This window comes from Ferrovibrio terrae (genome assembly GCF_943371255.1).
Taxonomy (GTDB): Bacteria; Pseudomonadota; Alphaproteobacteria; order Ferrovibrionales; family Ferrovibrionaceae; genus Ferrovibrio; species Ferrovibrio terrae_B.
Window position 1 is genome coordinate 1 of sequence record NZ_CALRUC010000098.1, and the last position, 16,947, is coordinate 16,947.

Annotated in this window: 15 protein-coding genes; 1 reads left to right on the forward strand and 14 read right to left on the reverse strand. The window is 65.8% G+C overall.

The features are described 5' to 3' along the window. Positions 1-216: hypothetical protein (locus AAG799_RS17505; RefSeq protein WP_341897973.1), on the forward strand; the 216-nt coding region annotated here is incomplete at its 5' end. 156 nt (positions 217-372) lie between these two features. Here AAG799_RS17505 and lpxC read toward each other — a convergent pair. The 14 genes from lpxC to AAG799_RS17575 form a co-directional block, all read right to left on the reverse strand. After that, complete coding sequence (lpxC, locus tag AAG799_RS17510; protein ID WP_341897974.1) at positions 373-1,335, reverse strand: UDP-3-O-acyl-N-acetylglucosamine deacetylase; 963 nt, start codon at positions 1,333-1,335, stop codon at positions 373-375. A gap of 162 nt (positions 1,336-1,497) precedes the next feature. After that, a complete protein-coding gene (ftsZ, locus tag AAG799_RS17515; protein WP_341897975.1) occupies positions 1,498-3,276 on the reverse strand; it encodes a cell division protein FtsZ in 1,779 nt (592 codons plus the stop codon). 120 nt (positions 3,277-3,396) lie between these two features. Beyond that, complete coding sequence (gene ftsA, locus AAG799_RS17520) at positions 3,397-4,638, reverse strand: cell division protein FtsA (RefSeq protein WP_341897978.1); 1,242 nt, start codon at positions 4,636-4,638, stop codon at positions 3,397-3,399. 32 nt (positions 4,639-4,670) lie between these two features. After that, positions 4,671-5,594, reverse strand: coding sequence for a cell division protein FtsQ/DivIB (locus AAG799_RS17525; protein WP_341897979.1), 924 nt, complete (start codon positions 5,592-5,594; stop codon positions 4,671-4,673). Continuing rightward, positions 5,582-6,499 (reverse strand): D-alanine--D-alanine ligase, encoded by a 918-nt coding sequence (locus AAG799_RS17530; protein WP_341897981.1) that lies wholly within the window; start codon positions 6,497-6,499, stop codon positions 5,582-5,584. Before AAG799_RS17530 ends, AAG799_RS17525 begins: the two co-directional genes overlap by 13 nt. After that, a complete protein-coding gene (murB, locus tag AAG799_RS17535; RefSeq protein WP_341897983.1) occupies positions 6,492-7,427 on the reverse strand; it encodes a UDP-N-acetylmuramate dehydrogenase in 936 nt (311 codons plus the stop codon). The genes AAG799_RS17530 and murB overlap by 8 nt, the downstream gene beginning before the upstream one ends. Next, the gene (gene murC, locus AAG799_RS17540; RefSeq protein ID WP_341897985.1) at positions 7,424-8,857 is read right to left on the reverse strand and encodes a UDP-N-acetylmuramate--L-alanine ligase; all 1,434 of its coding nucleotides are present in this window, start codon (positions 8,855-8,857) and stop codon (positions 7,424-7,426) included. Before murC ends, murB begins: the two co-directional genes overlap by 4 nt. Then, on the reverse strand, positions 8,854-10,014 hold the full coding sequence (gene murG, locus AAG799_RS17545; RefSeq protein WP_341897986.1) for an undecaprenyldiphospho-muramoylpentapeptide beta-N-acetylglucosaminyltransferase: 1,161 nt from the start codon (positions 10,012-10,014) through the stop codon (positions 8,854-8,856). The genes murC and murG overlap by 4 nt, the downstream gene beginning before the upstream one ends. Then, positions 10,011-11,135: a putative lipid II flippase FtsW gene (gene ftsW, locus AAG799_RS17550; protein ID WP_341897988.1), complete on the reverse strand. Its 1,125-nt coding sequence runs from the start codon at positions 11,133-11,135 to the stop codon at positions 10,011-10,013. The genes murG and ftsW overlap by 4 nt, the downstream gene beginning before the upstream one ends. Beyond that, a complete protein-coding gene (murD, locus tag AAG799_RS17555; RefSeq protein WP_341897990.1) occupies positions 11,132-12,520 on the reverse strand; it encodes a UDP-N-acetylmuramoyl-L-alanine--D-glutamate ligase in 1,389 nt (462 codons plus the stop codon). Before murD ends, ftsW begins: the two co-directional genes overlap by 4 nt. A gap of 7 nt (positions 12,521-12,527) precedes the next feature. Beyond that, complete coding sequence (gene mraY, locus AAG799_RS17560) at positions 12,528-13,613, reverse strand: phospho-N-acetylmuramoyl-pentapeptide-transferase (protein ID WP_341897992.1); 1,086 nt, start codon at positions 13,611-13,613, stop codon at positions 12,528-12,530. 16 nt (positions 13,614-13,629) lie between these two features. Then, on the reverse strand, positions 13,630-15,057 hold the full coding sequence (locus AAG799_RS17565) for a UDP-N-acetylmuramoylalanyl-D-glutamyl-2,6-diaminopimelate--D-alanyl-D-alanine ligase (RefSeq protein ID WP_341897994.1): 1,428 nt from the start codon (positions 15,055-15,057) through the stop codon (positions 13,630-13,632). After that, positions 15,057-16,547 carry a UDP-N-acetylmuramoyl-L-alanyl-D-glutamate--2,6-diaminopimelate ligase gene (locus tag AAG799_RS17570; RefSeq protein ID WP_341897995.1) on the reverse strand — a complete coding sequence of 497 codons (1,491 nt, stop codon included), beginning with the start codon at positions 16,545-16,547 and terminating at the stop codon, positions 15,057-15,059. The genes AAG799_RS17565 and AAG799_RS17570 overlap by 1 nt, the downstream gene beginning before the upstream one ends. Continuing rightward, the coding region (locus tag AAG799_RS17575; RefSeq protein ID WP_341897996.1) for a penicillin-binding transpeptidase domain-containing protein at positions 16,534-16,947 on the reverse strand (414 nt) is incomplete at its 5' end. The genes AAG799_RS17575 and AAG799_RS17570, both read right to left, overlap by 14 nt.

Below are 16,947 nucleotides of genomic sequence, written 5' to 3' on the forward strand. Positions count from 1 at the left end.
CAGCGCCTGCAGGTCGACATGGCCTATTTCTTCGAGGGCCTGGAAGCCCGCCTGGAGAGCAAGCCGATGGAACATGGCGGCAAGAACCGCTCGACCATCGAACTGGTGCGCAACTTCAGCGACATCGAAGACACCACGATCCGTTCCGCAGTGGCCGGTCTGATCAAGAGCATCGCCAGCCGCTACAAGGACGAGGAACTCGGCACCGCCGACTAAGACCGGCGACCGGAGATTTCAGCGCCGACTCTCCTCCGGCGACAAAAGCCCCGCTTCTGCGGGGCTTTTTTTGTAATCGCCTGGTCTTTGTGATCGCGCAGCCAAAGAAAAAGCCCCGCTTGCGCGGGGCTTTCCAAACCAGGATGAGGCGGGTGCTTACAGCGCGGCCTCGGCGGCAATGGCCGGACGCATGCGGCTGCCGGCCAGTTCGGCCACCGGCATGATCCGCGCCGTCTCGCGCAGCTTGGTGTGGGTGGTCCAGGCATAGGCGCTCTGGTCGGCGAACAGCGCCTTGAGCAGCTTGTTGTTGACGGCATGGCCCGAGCGGCGGCCTTCGTAACGGCCGATCAGCGGCGCGCCGGCGAGATACAGGTCGCCCAGGGCATCGAGAATCTTGTGGCGCACGAATTCGTCGTCGTAACGCAGGCCGTCGTCATTCAGGATGCGATCATGGCCGAGCACCACGGCATTCTCCAGCGAACCGCCGCGGGCGAGGCCCATGGCGCGCAGCTGTTCCACTTCCTGGACGAAACCGAAGGTGCGCGCGCGCGCGATATCGGCCTTGAAACGGCCCGGCTCAAGCTGGAATTCGGCGCTCTGGCGACCGATCATCTTGTTGGCGAACTCGATCTCGAAATCGATGGTGAAACCATCGGCCGGGGCCAGCGACGCCGAGGCATTGCCTTCGCTCACCGAGATCGGCTTCAGCACCTTGAGATACTTGCGCGGGGCAACCTGTTCGATCAGGTCGGCGCATTCGATCAGGAAGACGAAGGGCGCGGACGAGCCGTCCATCACCGGCACTTCCGGACCGTCGATATCGATCAGCACGTTGTCGACGCCAAGGCCGGCCAGCGCGGCCATCAGATGCTCGACGGTACCGATCGAAATACCTTCGCCGGCGGCAACAGTGGTGCACATGCGCAGGTCGGTGACCTGGTCAAAGCGGGCGCTCACCAGCGGCCGGCCCGGCAAGTCGACGCGACGGAACACCACACCGGTGTCAGGCGCAGCCGGATTCAGCACCAGAGTCACCTTCGCCCCGCTGTGCAGACCGATACCGGAGCACTTGATGCGGTTCTTCAGCGTCTTCTGGGCGATCTTGCCGGAATTGAGCACTGGGAACTCCTTGAACTGGATCGCGAATCGGACGTGTTCGCGCAAAAAGAAAACCGGGGATGGTTGTAGCAACCACCCCCGGCTTCAACAAATCACTCTATGTAACCAGTTGTAACGCCGATTCCTGTATATGAATCAAAGCGTTAGAGAGGTTTTGAAACCTCAGTTCGCCTGTCGTCGCAGGAAGGCTGGAATGTCCAGCAAATCATCCTGCGGCCGGGTCGGCGCCGCCCGTTCAGCCGAGGCGACCAGGCCAAGATCGGCCTGACGCGGCGGCTCGACGCGCACGGTCGCCGCAGACGCCATTGACGGTGCCACAGGGGCAGCCGGCGGGGCCTGGCGGGTGAACTGCGGTTCGGCCTGGCGCGTCAGCGGTGCCGGCTCGGCCTCGGCGCGGCGGGCCGCACCGGTGATCCGGTCGAACAGGCTGGTCTTCTTCTTCGGCTCAACCGGCTTGTTGACCATGTCGGCTTCGGCGAAGGGATCGGGCTGGCGCAGGGCCTCGCCCGCCATCGTCGGTGCCGGCATCGGCTGGGCCGCGGGCGGAGCGAAGCTCACCGGGGCAGCCTGGGCTTCGGCCAGCGTCGCCGCGAAGGGTCGCGGCTGTGCCGGTTCCAGCACCGGAGCAGCCGCGATGATCGCGGCCGGTTCGCCGGCCTGCAGGGTCGCATGCGCCATCACGCTTTCGGGCAGCTCGGCAGGCGCCGGCAGCTCGTAGGCGGGTTCGGCCATCGCCGGCATCGGCTCGGGCATCGCCAGGGCGGTGGCACCTGCCGTCATGGGAGCCGTCATCGGCGCGGCGGCCGCCTGGGCGACAACCGGCTGAACGGCCGGCGCCATCATCGGCGCCGCCTGCATGGCGGCAACCGGCTGGGCGGCGCGCGGCGCGACGGCACCGAAGCTGACCGGCTTGGCCTGCGGCGGAGTGACCAGGCGCAGGCCCGGCGAGGTCTGCGGCTGACCGGCCTGCTGGGCGACGACATCGATGCCGGTGGCGACCACGGAAACCCGCATGCGGCCTTCCATATTGGCATCCAGCGTCGAGCCGACGATGATATTGGCCTCCGGGTCCACTTCCTCGCGGATGCGGTTGGCGGCTTCATCGACCTCGAACAGGGTCAGGTCCGGACCGCCGGTGATATTGATGAGCACGCCGCGGGCGCCCTTCATCGAGATATCGTCCAGCAGCGGGTTGGCGATGGCACGCTCGGCGGCCTCGATGGCGCGATGCTCGCCCTCGGCCTCGCCGGTGCCCATCATGGCCTTGCCCATCTCGCTCATCACCGAACGCACGTCGGCGAAGTCGAGGTTGATCAGGCCGGGCATCACCATCAGGTCGGTGATGCCGCGCACGCCCGACTGCAGGACGTTGTCGGCCATCTTGAAGGCATCGGCAAAGGTGGTCTTCTCATTCGCCACCCGGAACAGGTTCTGGTTCGGGATGATGATGAGGGTGTCGACATACTGCTGCAGTTCGCGGATGCCGGCCTCGGCCAGTTTCATGCGCTGGCTGCCCTCAAACGAGAAGGGCTTGGTCACCACACCCACGGTGAGGATGCCCATTTCCTTGGCCGCACGGGCGATCACGGGAGCCGCACCGGTACCGGTGCCGCCGCCCATACCGGCCGCCACGAAGGCCATATGGCTGCCCTGCAGATGCTCGAGGATCTGTTCGATCGATTCTTCGGCCGAGCCGCGGCCGACTTCCGGCCGAGCGCCGCAGCCCAGGCCCTGGGTCAGCGCGGTGCCCAGCTGGATGCGCCGCTCGGTGAGCGACATATTCAGCGACTGGGCGTCGGTATTGGCGGCCACGAACTCGACGCCCTCAAGCTGGGCGGCGATCATGTTGTTAACCGCATTGCCGCCGGCACCGCCGACGCCAAAGACGACGATACGGGGCTTCAGCTCCCGTGTGGTCGGCATGGTGAGATTGATACCCATGTTCTCCTCCAGGGTTACAAGTTGCTTTGACCAAAGTCGCTGCATGATGCAAGCGACATTGCAAAAACCGCGTGGTTGCTAGGTGTTTTTGAAGTGGTCTCCATTGTCATCACCACGCGGTCAGAAATTGGCCCGCAACCAGCGGCCGATTCGTGAGATCGTGCCGTTGGGTGCGGGCTCGGGTTCAGGCAAACGGATCATGCGCTCAGCCGCCTGCTGTTGAGCGTAGGAGAGCAAACCGGCACAGGCCGAGAAGGCCGGACCACCGGTTGCCTCTGCCAGGCCGCCGACACGGATCGGTCGGCCCAGGCGCACCTGTTTGTCGAGAATGCGGGCGGCCAGTTCGCGCACGCCCTGCAACTGGCTGGCACCACCGGTGAGCACCACGCGGCGGCCGGCCAGCTTCTCGAATCCGGACTGCGCGAGTCGCTCGCGCACCTGTTCCAGGGTCTCTTCGAGTCGCGGCTTGATGATGCCGGTCAGGATCGAACGCGGCACCTGGTTATGGGTATGGTCATCGATCTCGCCGACCTGCGGCACGTCGATGGTCTCGGTGTCGTCGGACGGCGACGGCAGCACGGTGCCGTAGAGCGTCTTGAGGCGTTCGGCATGGGCCAGCGGGGTGGAAAGACCCCGGGCGATATCGTTGGTGACATGATGGCCGCCCAGCGGCACGACATCCACATGGACCAGCTGGCCGTCATAGAAGACGGCAAGACTGGTGGTGCCGCCGCCCATATCGAGCAGGGTGACGCCCAGATCCATCTCGTCCTCGACCAGGCAGGCGAGCCCGGCGGCAAACGGCGAGACGATTCGCCCGGCGATGCGCAGGTGGCCGCGGGCAACGCAGGTCGACAGGTTGCGCAGCGGACCGGAGCCGGCGGTGATGACATGCATGTTCACGCCAAGCCGTTCGCAGGCCATGCCGCGCGGATCCTTGATGCCGCGCGAGCCGTCGATGGTGTAGCCGACCGGGATCGAGTGGACGATCTCGCGGTCGCCCGGATGCTCATGGCGTCGACCCTGGTCGAGCACCAGCGCCACATCGTGGTCGGTGACCTCATGGCCGTCGATGGCGACCTCGACACCCACGCTGTGCGATTGCGGATTGCCGGCATTCACGCTGACGAAGACATCGCGGATGGTTTCGCCGCACATGCGTTCGGCGGTTTCCACCGCGGCACGGATCGACTGTTCGGCCTGGTCCATGTCGATCACGTTGCCGTTGCGCAGACCGCGCGACAGCTGGTGGCCGATGCCGATCACCCGCAGCGCGCCGCCATCGCTGCGCGCGATGAAGCAGCAGACCTTGGACGAGCCGACATCGAGTGCGGCGATCAGTCCGTTGCGCGATACAGCCATGGTTCAGTTCCCCTCGCGAGCAATGCGCATCTTCATGTCCGTTTCTTTCCCGGGCGCGGCGACGTGGTGGGCGGCGGCGCGTCGATATCGGGGTTCAGTTGCACGATCAGGCGGTCGTCGAGCCGCAGGTCGACCACCTTGATGTCGCGGCGCAGCAGGCCGTGGCTGCGCTCCAGCTCGATCAGGCGGGACCAGGCCGCTGCGGCGCCGTCTTCGGGCAGGCGCACCACGATGCCGTTGTCGAATTCGATATCCCAGCGGCGGTTGCGCACGCGGATCGCATTGACCACGCGCGATGCCAGCATGGGGTCACTCTGCAACATGCCGAGCAGGTCATGCGCCTTGTCGGAGGCGCCGGCACCGACCAGCAGGAACAAGTGGTGGAAGTCGGGCCGATCACCCTCTTCCAGCATCTTGCCATCGACATCGATCAGGTAGACGCGGCCATCGATCTGCCAGCGCGCGAAAGCCTCGCGCTCGACGATCTCGATATGCAGGGTGTCGGGCAGCTGCCGCCACACGGTGGCCTGTTTGACCCAGCCGATGGCCTCGACGCGGCGGCGCACGGCATCCAGATCAAGCGCCAGGATCGGCTCGCCACGCTCGACGCCAACTGCATCGGCCAGTGCATCGAGCGGCGCATGCACGCGGCCCTGCAGGTTCACTTCACCCAGCCGCATGTCGACCGTGGCACCCGCCTCGCCCACCACTTCCTGCGCCATGGCGCGCGCCTGGGCCGGCCAGTCGGTCTTGAGCCAGATATAGGCACCGCCGCTGGCGAAGCCGGCGACCAGCAGCGCGCCGAGGCTTTGCTTGACGCGACGCCACAGCACCGATTTCGGCCGCTTGCGTGCCGGCGGCAGCGGCCGGCAATAGCCTTTCGGCCGCGCTGGCGGCAAAGTCGGCGCACAGGGCGCGCAGGGACGATCTTCGGGAAGCACCACTAGCGATCGCATGAGGCGTCCTCCACCATCCAGCGCACCAGCTGGCCGAACGAGATGCCCTGATGGGCGGCGATTTCCGGCACCAGCGACAGCGGCGTCATGCCCGGCTGGGTGTTGATTTCCAGCAGGTAGAATTTGCCGGTGCCGCCCGCGGTATCGTCATAGCGCCAGTCGGAGCGGGTGACGCCGCGGCAGCCCAGCGTCTGGTGCGCCTTCAGCGCCAGCGCGCAGACATAATCGTAGGTGTCCTTGGGCAGTGGCGCCGGCATCAGATGCGTGGCCTTGCCGTCGGTGTATTTGGCCTCATAGTCGTAGAAGCGGCCATGCGCCTTGATCTCGATGGCGCCCAGCACGCGATCACCCATCACCGCGATCTGGATCTCGCGGCCGGGGATATACTGTTCGACCAGCACATGCTCGCCGAAATGCCAGGTGGCATCGTCCTGCGGCTGGTAGTTGTCGCCGTTGAAGACGATATGCACGCCGACCGAGGAACCCTCGTTGAGCGGCTTGATGACATAGGGGAACGGCATCACCGGTCCGGCGGAAAATGCCGAGCGATGCACCACCTTGCCATCGGCCATCGGCAGGCCGTGGCTGCGCCACACATCTTTCGCCATCGGCTTGCTCATCGCCAGCGCCGAGGCCAGCACGCCGGAGTGGGTATAGGGGATACCGAGGATTTCCAGCAGGCCCTGCACCGTACCGTCCTCGCCATAGGGACCATGCAGCGCGTTGAAGGCGACATCGGGCTTCACGGCGGCCAGCTTGGCGCCGAGATCGCGACCGACATCGATATCGGTGACCTTGAAGCCCTCTTCTTTCAGCGCCTGCGACACGGCACGACCGGAGGTGAGCGAAACCTCGCGTTCCGACGACCAGCCGCCCATCAGGACTGCGACATGATGCTTACTCATGGCCGCCGTCCTTCTTGCCGATACGTTTGATTTCCCAGCGCAGCTCAATACCGCTCTGTGCTTTCACCTTCTGCCGCACGGTCTCGCCCAGCGCCTCCAGATCGGCCGCCGTGGCCTGGCCACGGTTGATCAGGAAATTGCAGTGCTGCTCGGATACCTGTGCATCGCCCACGACCAGACCGCGGCAACCGGCGGCATCGATCAACTGCCAGGCCTTGTGACCTTCGGGATTTGCGAAGGTCGAACCGCCGGTGCGGGTACGGATCGGCTGGCTCGCTTCGCGGGCGGCCTGGATCTCGTCCATGCGCTGCTGGATCGCGGCCTTGTCACCGGCGCGGCCCTTCAGACGGCAGCCGAGGAAAATCCAGTCTTCCGGCACGCCGCTGTGGCGATAGCTGAACATCATCTCGGCCGGCGTCAGGCGATGCAGGTTGCCCTGCATGTCCACGGCCTCGGCCCAGAGCAGCACATCCTTGAATTCGGTGCCGTAAGCACCGGCATTCATGCGCAGGCCACCGCCGACCGTGCCAGGAATGCCGCGCAGGAATTCCAGTCCACTGATGCCATGCATCTGCGCGGTCTGCGCCACATTCACATCGAGCGCGCCGGCGCCGGCGGTGATCTCGTCGCCTTCTGCTTCGATCTCGACGAAACCGCGACCCAGACGGATCACCACGCCGACGACACCGCCATCACGCACCAGCGTGTTGGACCCGACGCCGAGCACGGTGACCGGCACATCGGCGGGCTTGGCTTTCAGGAAGCCAATCAGGTCGTCGCGGTCGGCCGGCCGGAACATGACATCCGCCGCACCACCAACACGGAACCAGGTGATCTCGGCAAGGCTGGCCTGCGCCGACAGCCGACCGCGCACGGCGGGCAGCCGCGCGATCAGGTCGTCCTGCCGGATCAGTTCGGCTGCCATCATGCCGCCCCCTTGCCGAGCAGGGCCTGCAATTCACCCGGCAGCGCATTGGCCCAGGTGGTGATGCTGCCGGCGCCGAGGCAGACAACAAGGTCGCCGCTGGCGGCTTCCTGTTTCACCAGAGCGGCCAGCTGATCCGGCGCGGTGAGTGCCAGCACGCGGCGATGGCCGCGATTGCGCAGGCCTTCCACCAGGGCATCGCGGCTGACGCCCTCGATGGGGCTTTCGCCAGCGGCATAGACATCGGCGACAATCACCGTATCGGCGTCGTTGAAGCAGGAGCAGAAATCCTCGAACAGGTCGCGCAGGCGGGTGTAGCGATGCGGCTGCACCACGGCGATCACCTTGGCCTCCGGCCGGTCGCCCAGCGCCAGCCGCGCCGCCGACAGCACCGCGGAGATTTCCACCGGATGGTGGCCGTAATCGTCGACCACGGTGATGCCGCCGGCGGTGCCGGTGATGGTGAAGCGGCGCTTGACGCCGCCGAAGCTGCCGAGCGCCTTCTTCACCACATCGCCGCTGAAGCCCATCTCGCGGGCGATGGCGGCAACGACAAGAGAGTTCTGCACGTTATGGCGGCCGAACATCGGCAGGTGGATGCCGGTGATGGTGTCGTTGGTGCCGCGCGTGCGGTCGGTCGACTGGACGTCAAAGGTGGCGCCACGGCTGTCGAAAGTCACATTCACCGCCCGCACATCGGCCTGCGGCGAAAACCCATAGGTGATGACACGGCGGTCGGTGATGCGGCCGATCATCGCCTGCACTTCCGGATGGTCGATGCACAGCGTGGCGAAGCCGTAGAAGGGAATGCTCTCGACGAACTGCTTGAAGCCGTCGCGCACCTTGTCGAAGGTGCCGTAATGGTCGAGATGCTCGGGGTCGATGTTGGTGACCACAGCAATGGTGGCCGGCAGCTTGAGGAAGGTGCCGTCGCTCTCGTCGGCTTCCACCACCATCCATTCGCCAGCGCCCAGACGGGCATTGGTGCCATAAGCATTGATGATGCCGCCGTTGATGACGGTGGGGTCCATGCCGGCGGCTTCCAGCAGGGCAGCGACCAGCGAGGTGGTGGTGGTCTTGCCATGGGTGCCGGCGATGGCGATGGCCCATTTCAGGCGCATCAGCTCGCCCAGCATCTCGGCGCGGCGCACCACGGGAATCAGACGGGCACGCGCCGCCTTCACTTCCGGGTTGTCGGGCTTCACCGCGGTGGAGACCACCAGCACTTCGGCAGCGGCGACATTCTCCTCGCGATGACCCTCGAACACCGTGATGCCGAGATCACGCAGGCGCTTGACGTTATAGTTGGCGCTGAGATCCGAGCCCTGCACCTGGTAGCCGAGATTGTGCATCACCTCGGCAATGCCCGACATGCCAATGCCGCCAATGCCGACGAAATGGATGATCCCGATATCGAGCGGCAACGCTCTCATGCCGCGGTCCTCTTCACTGAATGATCCTTGGAGACAGGCTGTGCGGCAGTCGCCGCAGCCTGGCGATGTTCGGTGGCCACGCGTTCGACCAGGTCGGCCAGCGCCTGCGCCGCAAGCGGGCGGCCGACGCTGCGCGCCGCAGAGGCCATGTCGCTGAGCGCAGCCGGATCGCCCAGCAGATTGACGAAGGCGGCCGTAACCCGCTCGATGGTGAACTTGTCCTGTGCGATCACCTGGGCGCCGCCGGCCTGGGCCAGTGCCTGGGCATTGACGGTCTGGTGGTCGTCCATCGCATGGGCATAGGGCACCAGCAAAGCCGGACGGCCGACCACGGCAATCTCGGCGGTGCTGCTGGCACCGGAGCGGCTGACGGCGAGATGCGTGACGGCGAGCCGCTGTGCCACATCGGTGAAGAAACTGGCGGTCTCGGCGCTGATGCCGGCTGCGTCATAGGTGGCGCGCACGCGCTCGAGGTCTTCCGTCCTGCACTGCTGCACCACCTTCAGACGCTTGCGCATCTCGGCCGGCAGCAGCGCCAGCGCCGCCGGGACTACATCGGACAGCACGCGGGCACCCTGACTGCCGCCCAGCACCAGCAGACGCAAGGCCTGTTCCGGCGCGTGGTAGGGCACATCGGCCGCGGTCAGGATCGCCGGACGCACCGGATTGCCGGTGACCGTGACAGCGACATGCTCGGGCAGGAAATGCGTGGCCGGGAACGACGTGGCGATGCGGGCAGCGAAGCGCGCAACCAGGCGGTTGACGCGGCCGAGCACGGCATTCTGTTCATGGATGACGATGGGAATCCTGCGCAGCTTTGCCGCCAGCAGCAGCGGCAGCGCCGGATAGCCGCCGAAGCCGACCACGGCGACCGGCCGGGTCAGGCCGAGCAACGTCAGGCTCGCCAGCACGCCGCGTGCGATATCCACCATGCTCATCAGCTTGCCGGGCAGTGAACGGCCGCTCGGCGTGCCCGCGGGAATGCGATAGAGCGGCAGTTCCGGCAGGTTCTGGCCAAAGCCCTTGCCGCGCGTATCGGTAACCAGACCGACGCGATGGCCGCGCCTGAGCAGTTCGGCCGCCAGCGCCTCGGCCGGGAAGACATGGCCGCCGGTGCCGCCGGCAGCGAGCAGGATCGGATTCTCAGCAGCGGTCATCGCACTGCCCCGTTATCCGGACGCCAGCGCGTCAGCGCCAGCAGCATACCCATGGCAAAGGCCAGCGCCAGCAGCGACGAGCCGCCATAGGAAATGAATGGCAGCGTCATGCCCTTGGTCGGCAGCAGATGCAGGTTGACGCCGATGTTGATCACGGCCTGCAGGCCGAACTGGGTGGTGAGGCCGGCGGCGGCCAGCAGCACGAACAGGTTGTTCTCGGTCATCAGGCGCGAGAAGCAGCGCAGCACGATGAAGGCGAAGATGCCGACGATGAACAGGCAGGCGAACAGGCCGAATTCCTCGCCGGCGACAGCGAAAATGAAATCGGTATGGGCATCGGGCAGCACGCTTTTCACCGCGCCCTCGCCCGGACCGCGGCCCCAGATGCCGCCGGCGGCGAAAGCCTCCATGGCGCGCTCGATCTGGTAGTTCTCTTTCGCTGCCGGATCGAGGAAGCGGTCGATGCGGCTGGCGACATGCGGGAAGATCAGATAGGCGCCGAAGATGCCGGCAAGGCCGAGCGCACCCAAGGCCAGCACCAGCACGATGGGCAGGCCGGCGATGAAGAACTGCGCCATCCACACGGCGCAGACAACCACCGCCATGCCGAGATCGGGCTGCAGCAGCAGCACGCCGACGACAATGCCGCACAGCACGGTCGAGATCGCCCAGCCGGGGAAGCCGGTGCCCTTGCGCCATTCGGCAAACAGCCAGGCGGCAACCACGGCAAAGGCCGGCTTGACGAATTCGGATGGCTGCACCGACAGGCCGCCGAAGGAGATCCAGCGATGCGCGCCCTTGACCTCGATGCCCATGACGAAGGTGAGGCACATGCCGGCCAGTGCGCCCAGGAAAACCACGATGGCGACACGGCGGATGCCGACCGGATCGAGCAGAGAGGTGCCGACCATGATCAGCATCGCCGGTACCAGGAAGACCATCTGGCGCTGCACGAAATGGAAATTGGCGAGACCGATGCGGTTGGCCACGGCTGGCGAGGCGGCCAGCGTCAGCACGGTGCCGACCGCGATCAGCACGGCGATGGCGATCAGCAGCCAGCGGTCGACCGTCCACCACCAGCGGCCGAGCACGGAGGTATCGGTGCGCGAAAACGTGATCATGCCGCAGCTCCCTGCTCGTCTGTGCTGCGTTCGGCCACCAGGCGGATGAATTCATCGCCGCGATGCTCGAAACTCCTGAACTGGTCATAGGAGGCGCAGGCCGGCGACAGCAGCACCACGGCATCCTGGATGCGGTCCCTGCGCGCCGCCGTAAGCGCATCGTCGAGCGCCTTGTCCAGCGTGCCGCAGAGCGCATGCGGCACGCTGCTGCCCAGCGTGGCGGCGAAATCGGTGGCCGCCTCGCCGATCAGGCTGGCGCGACGGATGCGCGGGAACAGCGGCTTCAGGCTGGCAATGCCACCCTCTTTCGCCTTGCCACCCGCGATCCAGTAGACATTGTCGAAGGCCGCCAGCGCCTTTTCGGTGGAATCCGCATTGGTGGCCTTGGAGTCATTGATGCAGCTGATGCCGTCGATGCTGCCGACGCGCTGGAGGCGATGCTTCAGACCGGGGAAGCTGGCAATGCCGGCGCGGATCGCATCGGCTTCAAGGCCAGCAGCGCGCGCAGCGGCATAGGCAGCGGCGATATTCTGGCCGTTATGCGCACCGGGCAGTGCCGGGAAATCGAGCGCGAAGACAAGCTTGCCGTTGTCGTAAAGCTTGCCGTTGACGGCGCTGACGCCCTGCTCCAGCACGCGCTGGATGGAAATCGGCACAATGCTGCGGCTGCTCTTTTCAGAGAGCAGCGCGGCATGGATGGCGCGGCAATGATCGTCATCGACGCCGATCACGGCCGTGTCGCCGGCACCCTGGGCACCGAAGATGCGCGCCTTGATCGCGGCATAGGCATCCATGCTGCCATGGCGATCGAGATGATCCGGCGTGATGTTAAGCAGCACGGCGATGCGCGCCTGCCAGCCCGGCGTGAGATCGATCTGGAATGACGACATCTCGATGACGTAAACGCCGTCTGTTTCGCGTTCGAAGCGCGGCAGGTCGAGCACGGCCTGGCCGATATTGCCACCCATCGCCATCGGGCGGCCGGCGGCTTTCAGCACATGCGCCAGCAGCGCCGTGGTGGTGGATTTGCCGTTGGTGCCGGTGATGCCATAGACAGCCGGCTTCAGTTCACGCAGCAGCAGTTCGATATCGCCGATGATCGGCACACCGGCGCGCTGGGCATTGGCCACCACCTGGTTCGGCACCGGATGGGTGAGCGGCACGCCCGGCGCCAGCGCCAGACCGGCACAGCCGACCAGGGCGGCTTCATGCAGCTGCATCGGCTGGAAACCGGCCGCCGCCGCGGCGGCCCGCGAAGCTTCGGTGTCATCCCACAGGCGCACTTCGGCGCCGCCGGCGATCAGCGCCCGCGCCGTGGCCAGCCCGCTGCGGGCGAGGCCGAACACCGCCCAGGTCTGTCCGCGTGTGTGGGTGAGCGCGATCATGCGTGGCTTACCGCAGCTTCAGGGTGGAGAGGCCGGCGAGCGCCAGGATCACCGCGACGATCCAGAAACGGATCACGATGGTCGGCTCTTTCCAGCCCTTCTTTTCATAATGGTGATGCAGCGGCGCCATGCGGAAGACGCGCTTGCCGGTCAGCTTGAAGCTGGCCACCTGCACCATCACCGACACGGTCTCGAGCACGAAGAGCCCGCCGATGATCGCCAGCACCAGTTCATGCTTGACGATGACGCTGACTGTGCCGAGCGCGCCACCCAGCGACAGCGAACCGGTATCGCCCATGAACACCATGGCGGGCGGTGCGTTGAACCACAGGAAGCCGATGCCGGCACCGACCAGCGCACCGCAGAACACCGCGAGTTCGCCGGCGCCGGCAACATTGTGGATCTGCAGGTAATTGGCGAACACCGTGTTGCCGACCAGATAGCAGATCAGGCCGAAGCTGGCGGCGGCGATCATCACCGGCACGATGGCAAGCCCATCGAGACCGTCGGTGAGATTCACCGCATTGGAGGCACCGATCATGACAAAGGCGGCAAACGGCATCATGAACCAGCCGAGATTGAGCAGCACATCCTTGAAGAAGGGCACCGCGAGGCTGGTGTTGAGCGGGGCTGCGGCAATCTGGTTGATCCAGACCGCGGCAAAGCCGGCGATGACGATCTGCAGCACCAGCTTCAGCTTGCCCGGCACACCCTTCGGATTCTGCTTGGTGACCTTGAGATAGTCGTCGTAGAAGCCGATCAGGCCAAAACCGAAGGTGACCAGCAGCACCACCCAGACATAGCGGTTGCTGAGATCGGCCCAGAGCAGCGTGCCGACGCCGATACCGAGCAGGATCAGGAAGCCGCCCATGGTGGGCGTGCCGCGCTTGACCAGATGGCCTTCCGGGCCGTCATCGCGGATCGGCTGGCCGCGCCCCTGCTTGGCGCGCAGCCAGTTGATCAGCGGCTCGCCGATCACAAACGACAGCACCATGGCGGTCAGGATCGCCCCGCCGGTGCGGAAGGTGATGTAGCGAAACAGATTGAGGATGTTGATCTCGTCGGCCAGCGGATACAGCAGGTGATACAGCATTCTTTTTGAACTTTCCTTACCAGCCGTTGGCGGCGCGTGGCGCCGGCGCCGGGTTCAACAAATCTTCGATGATCTTGCCCATGCGGCTGCCCAGCGAACCCTTGACCAGCAGCACGTCGCCGCTGCGGATGGCGCGGCGCAGCGGCTGGATCAGCTCGAGCGAGTTGGGTGCGTAATGACCGCGCATCTGCGCCGGCAGCGCGTCATACAGGCCCTTCATCAGCGGGCCGCAGGCAAAGACCAGGTCGATCTTTTCGCGCACCAGGTCTTCAGCCAGGCCGGTATGGGCGATCTGTTCCTCGGGGCCGAGTTCCAGCATGTCGCCGATCACGGCGATGCGGCGACCACGCGGGCTGCTCGGCTTGGCCATCGCCAGCACGGCATAGGCGGCCCGCATGCTGGGCGGGCTGGCATTGTAACTGTCGTCGATCAGTTCGATCTGGCCGCCGTCGCGCCAGTCAAGCGCATGACGTTCGCCCCGGCCCTTCGGCGCGGTGACACCGGCCAGCGCCATACCGGCTTCGGCCAGATCGCCACCGGCAAGATGCACGGCGGCCAGCACGCCAAGCGCGTTCAGCACCCAGTGGCGGCCCGGCGCACCGATCTTGAAGGTCATCGGATGACCGAGGATATCGGCCGCCACGCAGGAGCAGGAAGAATGTGGTGCGTATTTCACCAGCCTGGCCTGCGCCTGCGGATGTTCGCCGAAGCCGATCACGTCAGCCGCACCGGCAGCGCGCGCTGCCGCCGCAATGCGATCGAAATGCGGGGTGTCGCGGTTGATGATGGCGATACCGCCCGGTTCGAGGCCGGCGAAGATTTCCGCCTTGGCATCGGCGATGCCTTCGATGCTGTCGAAATTCTCCAGATGCACCGGCTCGATGGTGGTGATGATGGCGATATGCGGGCGCGCCAGCCGCGACAGCGGCGCGATCTCGCCGGCATGGTTCATGCCCATCTCGATCACGGCGAAGCGGCTGTCGACCGGCATGCGCGCCAGCGTGAGCGGCACACCCCAGTGATTGTTGAGATTGCCGACAGACGCATGGGTGGCGCCCTGTTCGGCCAGCACCTGGCGCAGCATTTCCTTGGTCGAGGTCTTGCCCACGCTGCCGGTGACGCCGATGACTTTCGCGCCGCACCTCTGGCGCGCCGCTGCGGCCAGATCGTTCAAACCCTGAAAAGTATCCTTCACGCGCAGCAGATTCATGCCAGGCAGCGTTTCCGGGCCTTTGTCGACCATTGCAGCCGCGGCACCTTTCGCCAGCGCATCGGCGACAAAGGCATGGCCGTCGAAATTCGGACCGCGGATAGCGATGAAGAGATCGCCGAAACCTACCGTGCGGCTGTCGATCGAAACACCGCTTGCAGTCCAGAAGCCATCGCCCTGTCCATGCATGGCGGAGGCAGCTTCGGCAGACGTCCAGAGCGCGAAAGCTTCCATTAACCTTTACCTCCGTATGGTGCGCTGCCCGAACCTGAACCTGCATCCGCTGCAGACATGGCTTCGCGCGCCACCAGCAGGTCGTCGAAGGGACGCACCTCGTTGCCGACAATCTGGCCCTGCTCATGGCCCTTGCCGGCCACCAGCAGCAGATCGCCCGGCTGCAGTTCAGCAACAGCAGCGAAGATCGCCGCGCGACGGTCGCCGATCTCGGTGGCACCCGGCGCCGCCGCCATGATGGCGGCACGGATCGTTGCCGCATCTTCGCTGCGCGGGTTGTCGTCGGTGACATAGACGCGGTCGGCCAGCCGGGTTGCCACGTCGCCCATCAGCGGACGCTTGCCGCGATCACGGTCGCCGCCACAGCCGAACACCACGACCAGACGCCCGACGGCATGCGGTCGCGCCGCCTTCAGCACGGTTTCCAGCGCATCGGGGGTATGCGCGTAATCGACAAAGATGCTGGCGCCATTCTTGCGCTGCGCGGCCTTCTGCATGCGGCCGGGCACGCCGTCGAGATGGTCGAGCGTTTCCCAGGCTGCCGCCGCATGCACGCCGCAGCCGACCACCAAGCCGACAGCGGCCAGCACATTACTGGCCTGGAAACCGCCGATCAGCGGCAGGTCGACATGGCGGCGCACGCCGAACACTTCGGCCTGGACTTCCAGACCGCCGGCATGCGGCACGGCAGACAGCAGCTTGAGTTCGGTGCCGAGCAGGCCATAACGGATCAGGTGCTGGCCACGGCGGGTGCAGATCTGTTCGACCTTGGCACCCAGTGCGGAATCCATGTTGATGACGGCGGCACCGCCGGCCGGCAACAGCGTGTCGAACAGCCGCAGCTTGGCATTGAAATACGCCTCGACCGAAGCGTGGTAGTCCATATGGTCGCGCGTCAGGTTGGTGAAGGCGGCGGCCTGCGGCACGATGCCATCGAGGCGGAACTGATCGAGGCCATGGCTGGAGGCTTCCAGCGCCAAATGCTCGACACCCGCCTGCTGGGCCTTGCTCAACAGCTCATGCAGCCGCACCGGATCCGGCGTGGTATGCGCCACCGGCAGGTCAAGGCCAGCACCGTGCAGACCGAGTGTGCCGAGGCTGGCGCTCTTGAAGCCCAGCCGGCTCCAGATCTGCGCGGTGAAATTGGCCACCGAGGTCTTGCCATTGGTGCCGGTGACAGCCGCGATATGCCGCGGCTGTGCGCCGAAGAAGTTTGCCGCCATCAGCGCCAGACGACGACGCGGATTGGCATCGGTGACAAAGGCGATCTGGCCGGCGAAGGCCGGGTCGACATGATCGCTCAGCACCGCGACCGCGCCTTTTTCACGCGCATCGGGAATGAAGCGATGGCCATCGGCCTGCGTGCCTTTCAGCGCGGCGAAGACATAGCCCGGGCGCACGGCGCGGCTGTCGGCGGTCAGGCCGGCGACATCCAGCGCGGCGGCGCGGGGATCGAGCGGGAGATCGGCGCAAAGCTCACTGAGCCGCAAGTTTCTTCTCCTGCGTCCTGGTGGTCGTTGCGGTTGCCGGCACCGGACTGGCCGGAATGGCGGCGAAATTCGGCATCGGCTGGCCCGGGATCGGCACATACATGGCCTGGCGCAACGCCGGCGAATTCTCGTCCACCGGCGGCACCCCGAGCAGCGGCGCGATACGGCTGATGACGCGGCCAGCCGTCGGCGCCGCAGTCCAGCCGGCGGTGGCGAAACCATAGGTGCTCTTATTGCCCTTCGGCTCGTCCAGCATCACCTGCACGATGTAGCGCGGGTTGTGCATCGGGAAGCCGGCAACAAAGGTGTTGAACAGCGCCTTGCGGTTATAACCGCCGCGCTCGTTGACCTTTTCCGAGGTGCCGGTCTTGCCGCCAACCATGTAGCCCTGCACGCCGGC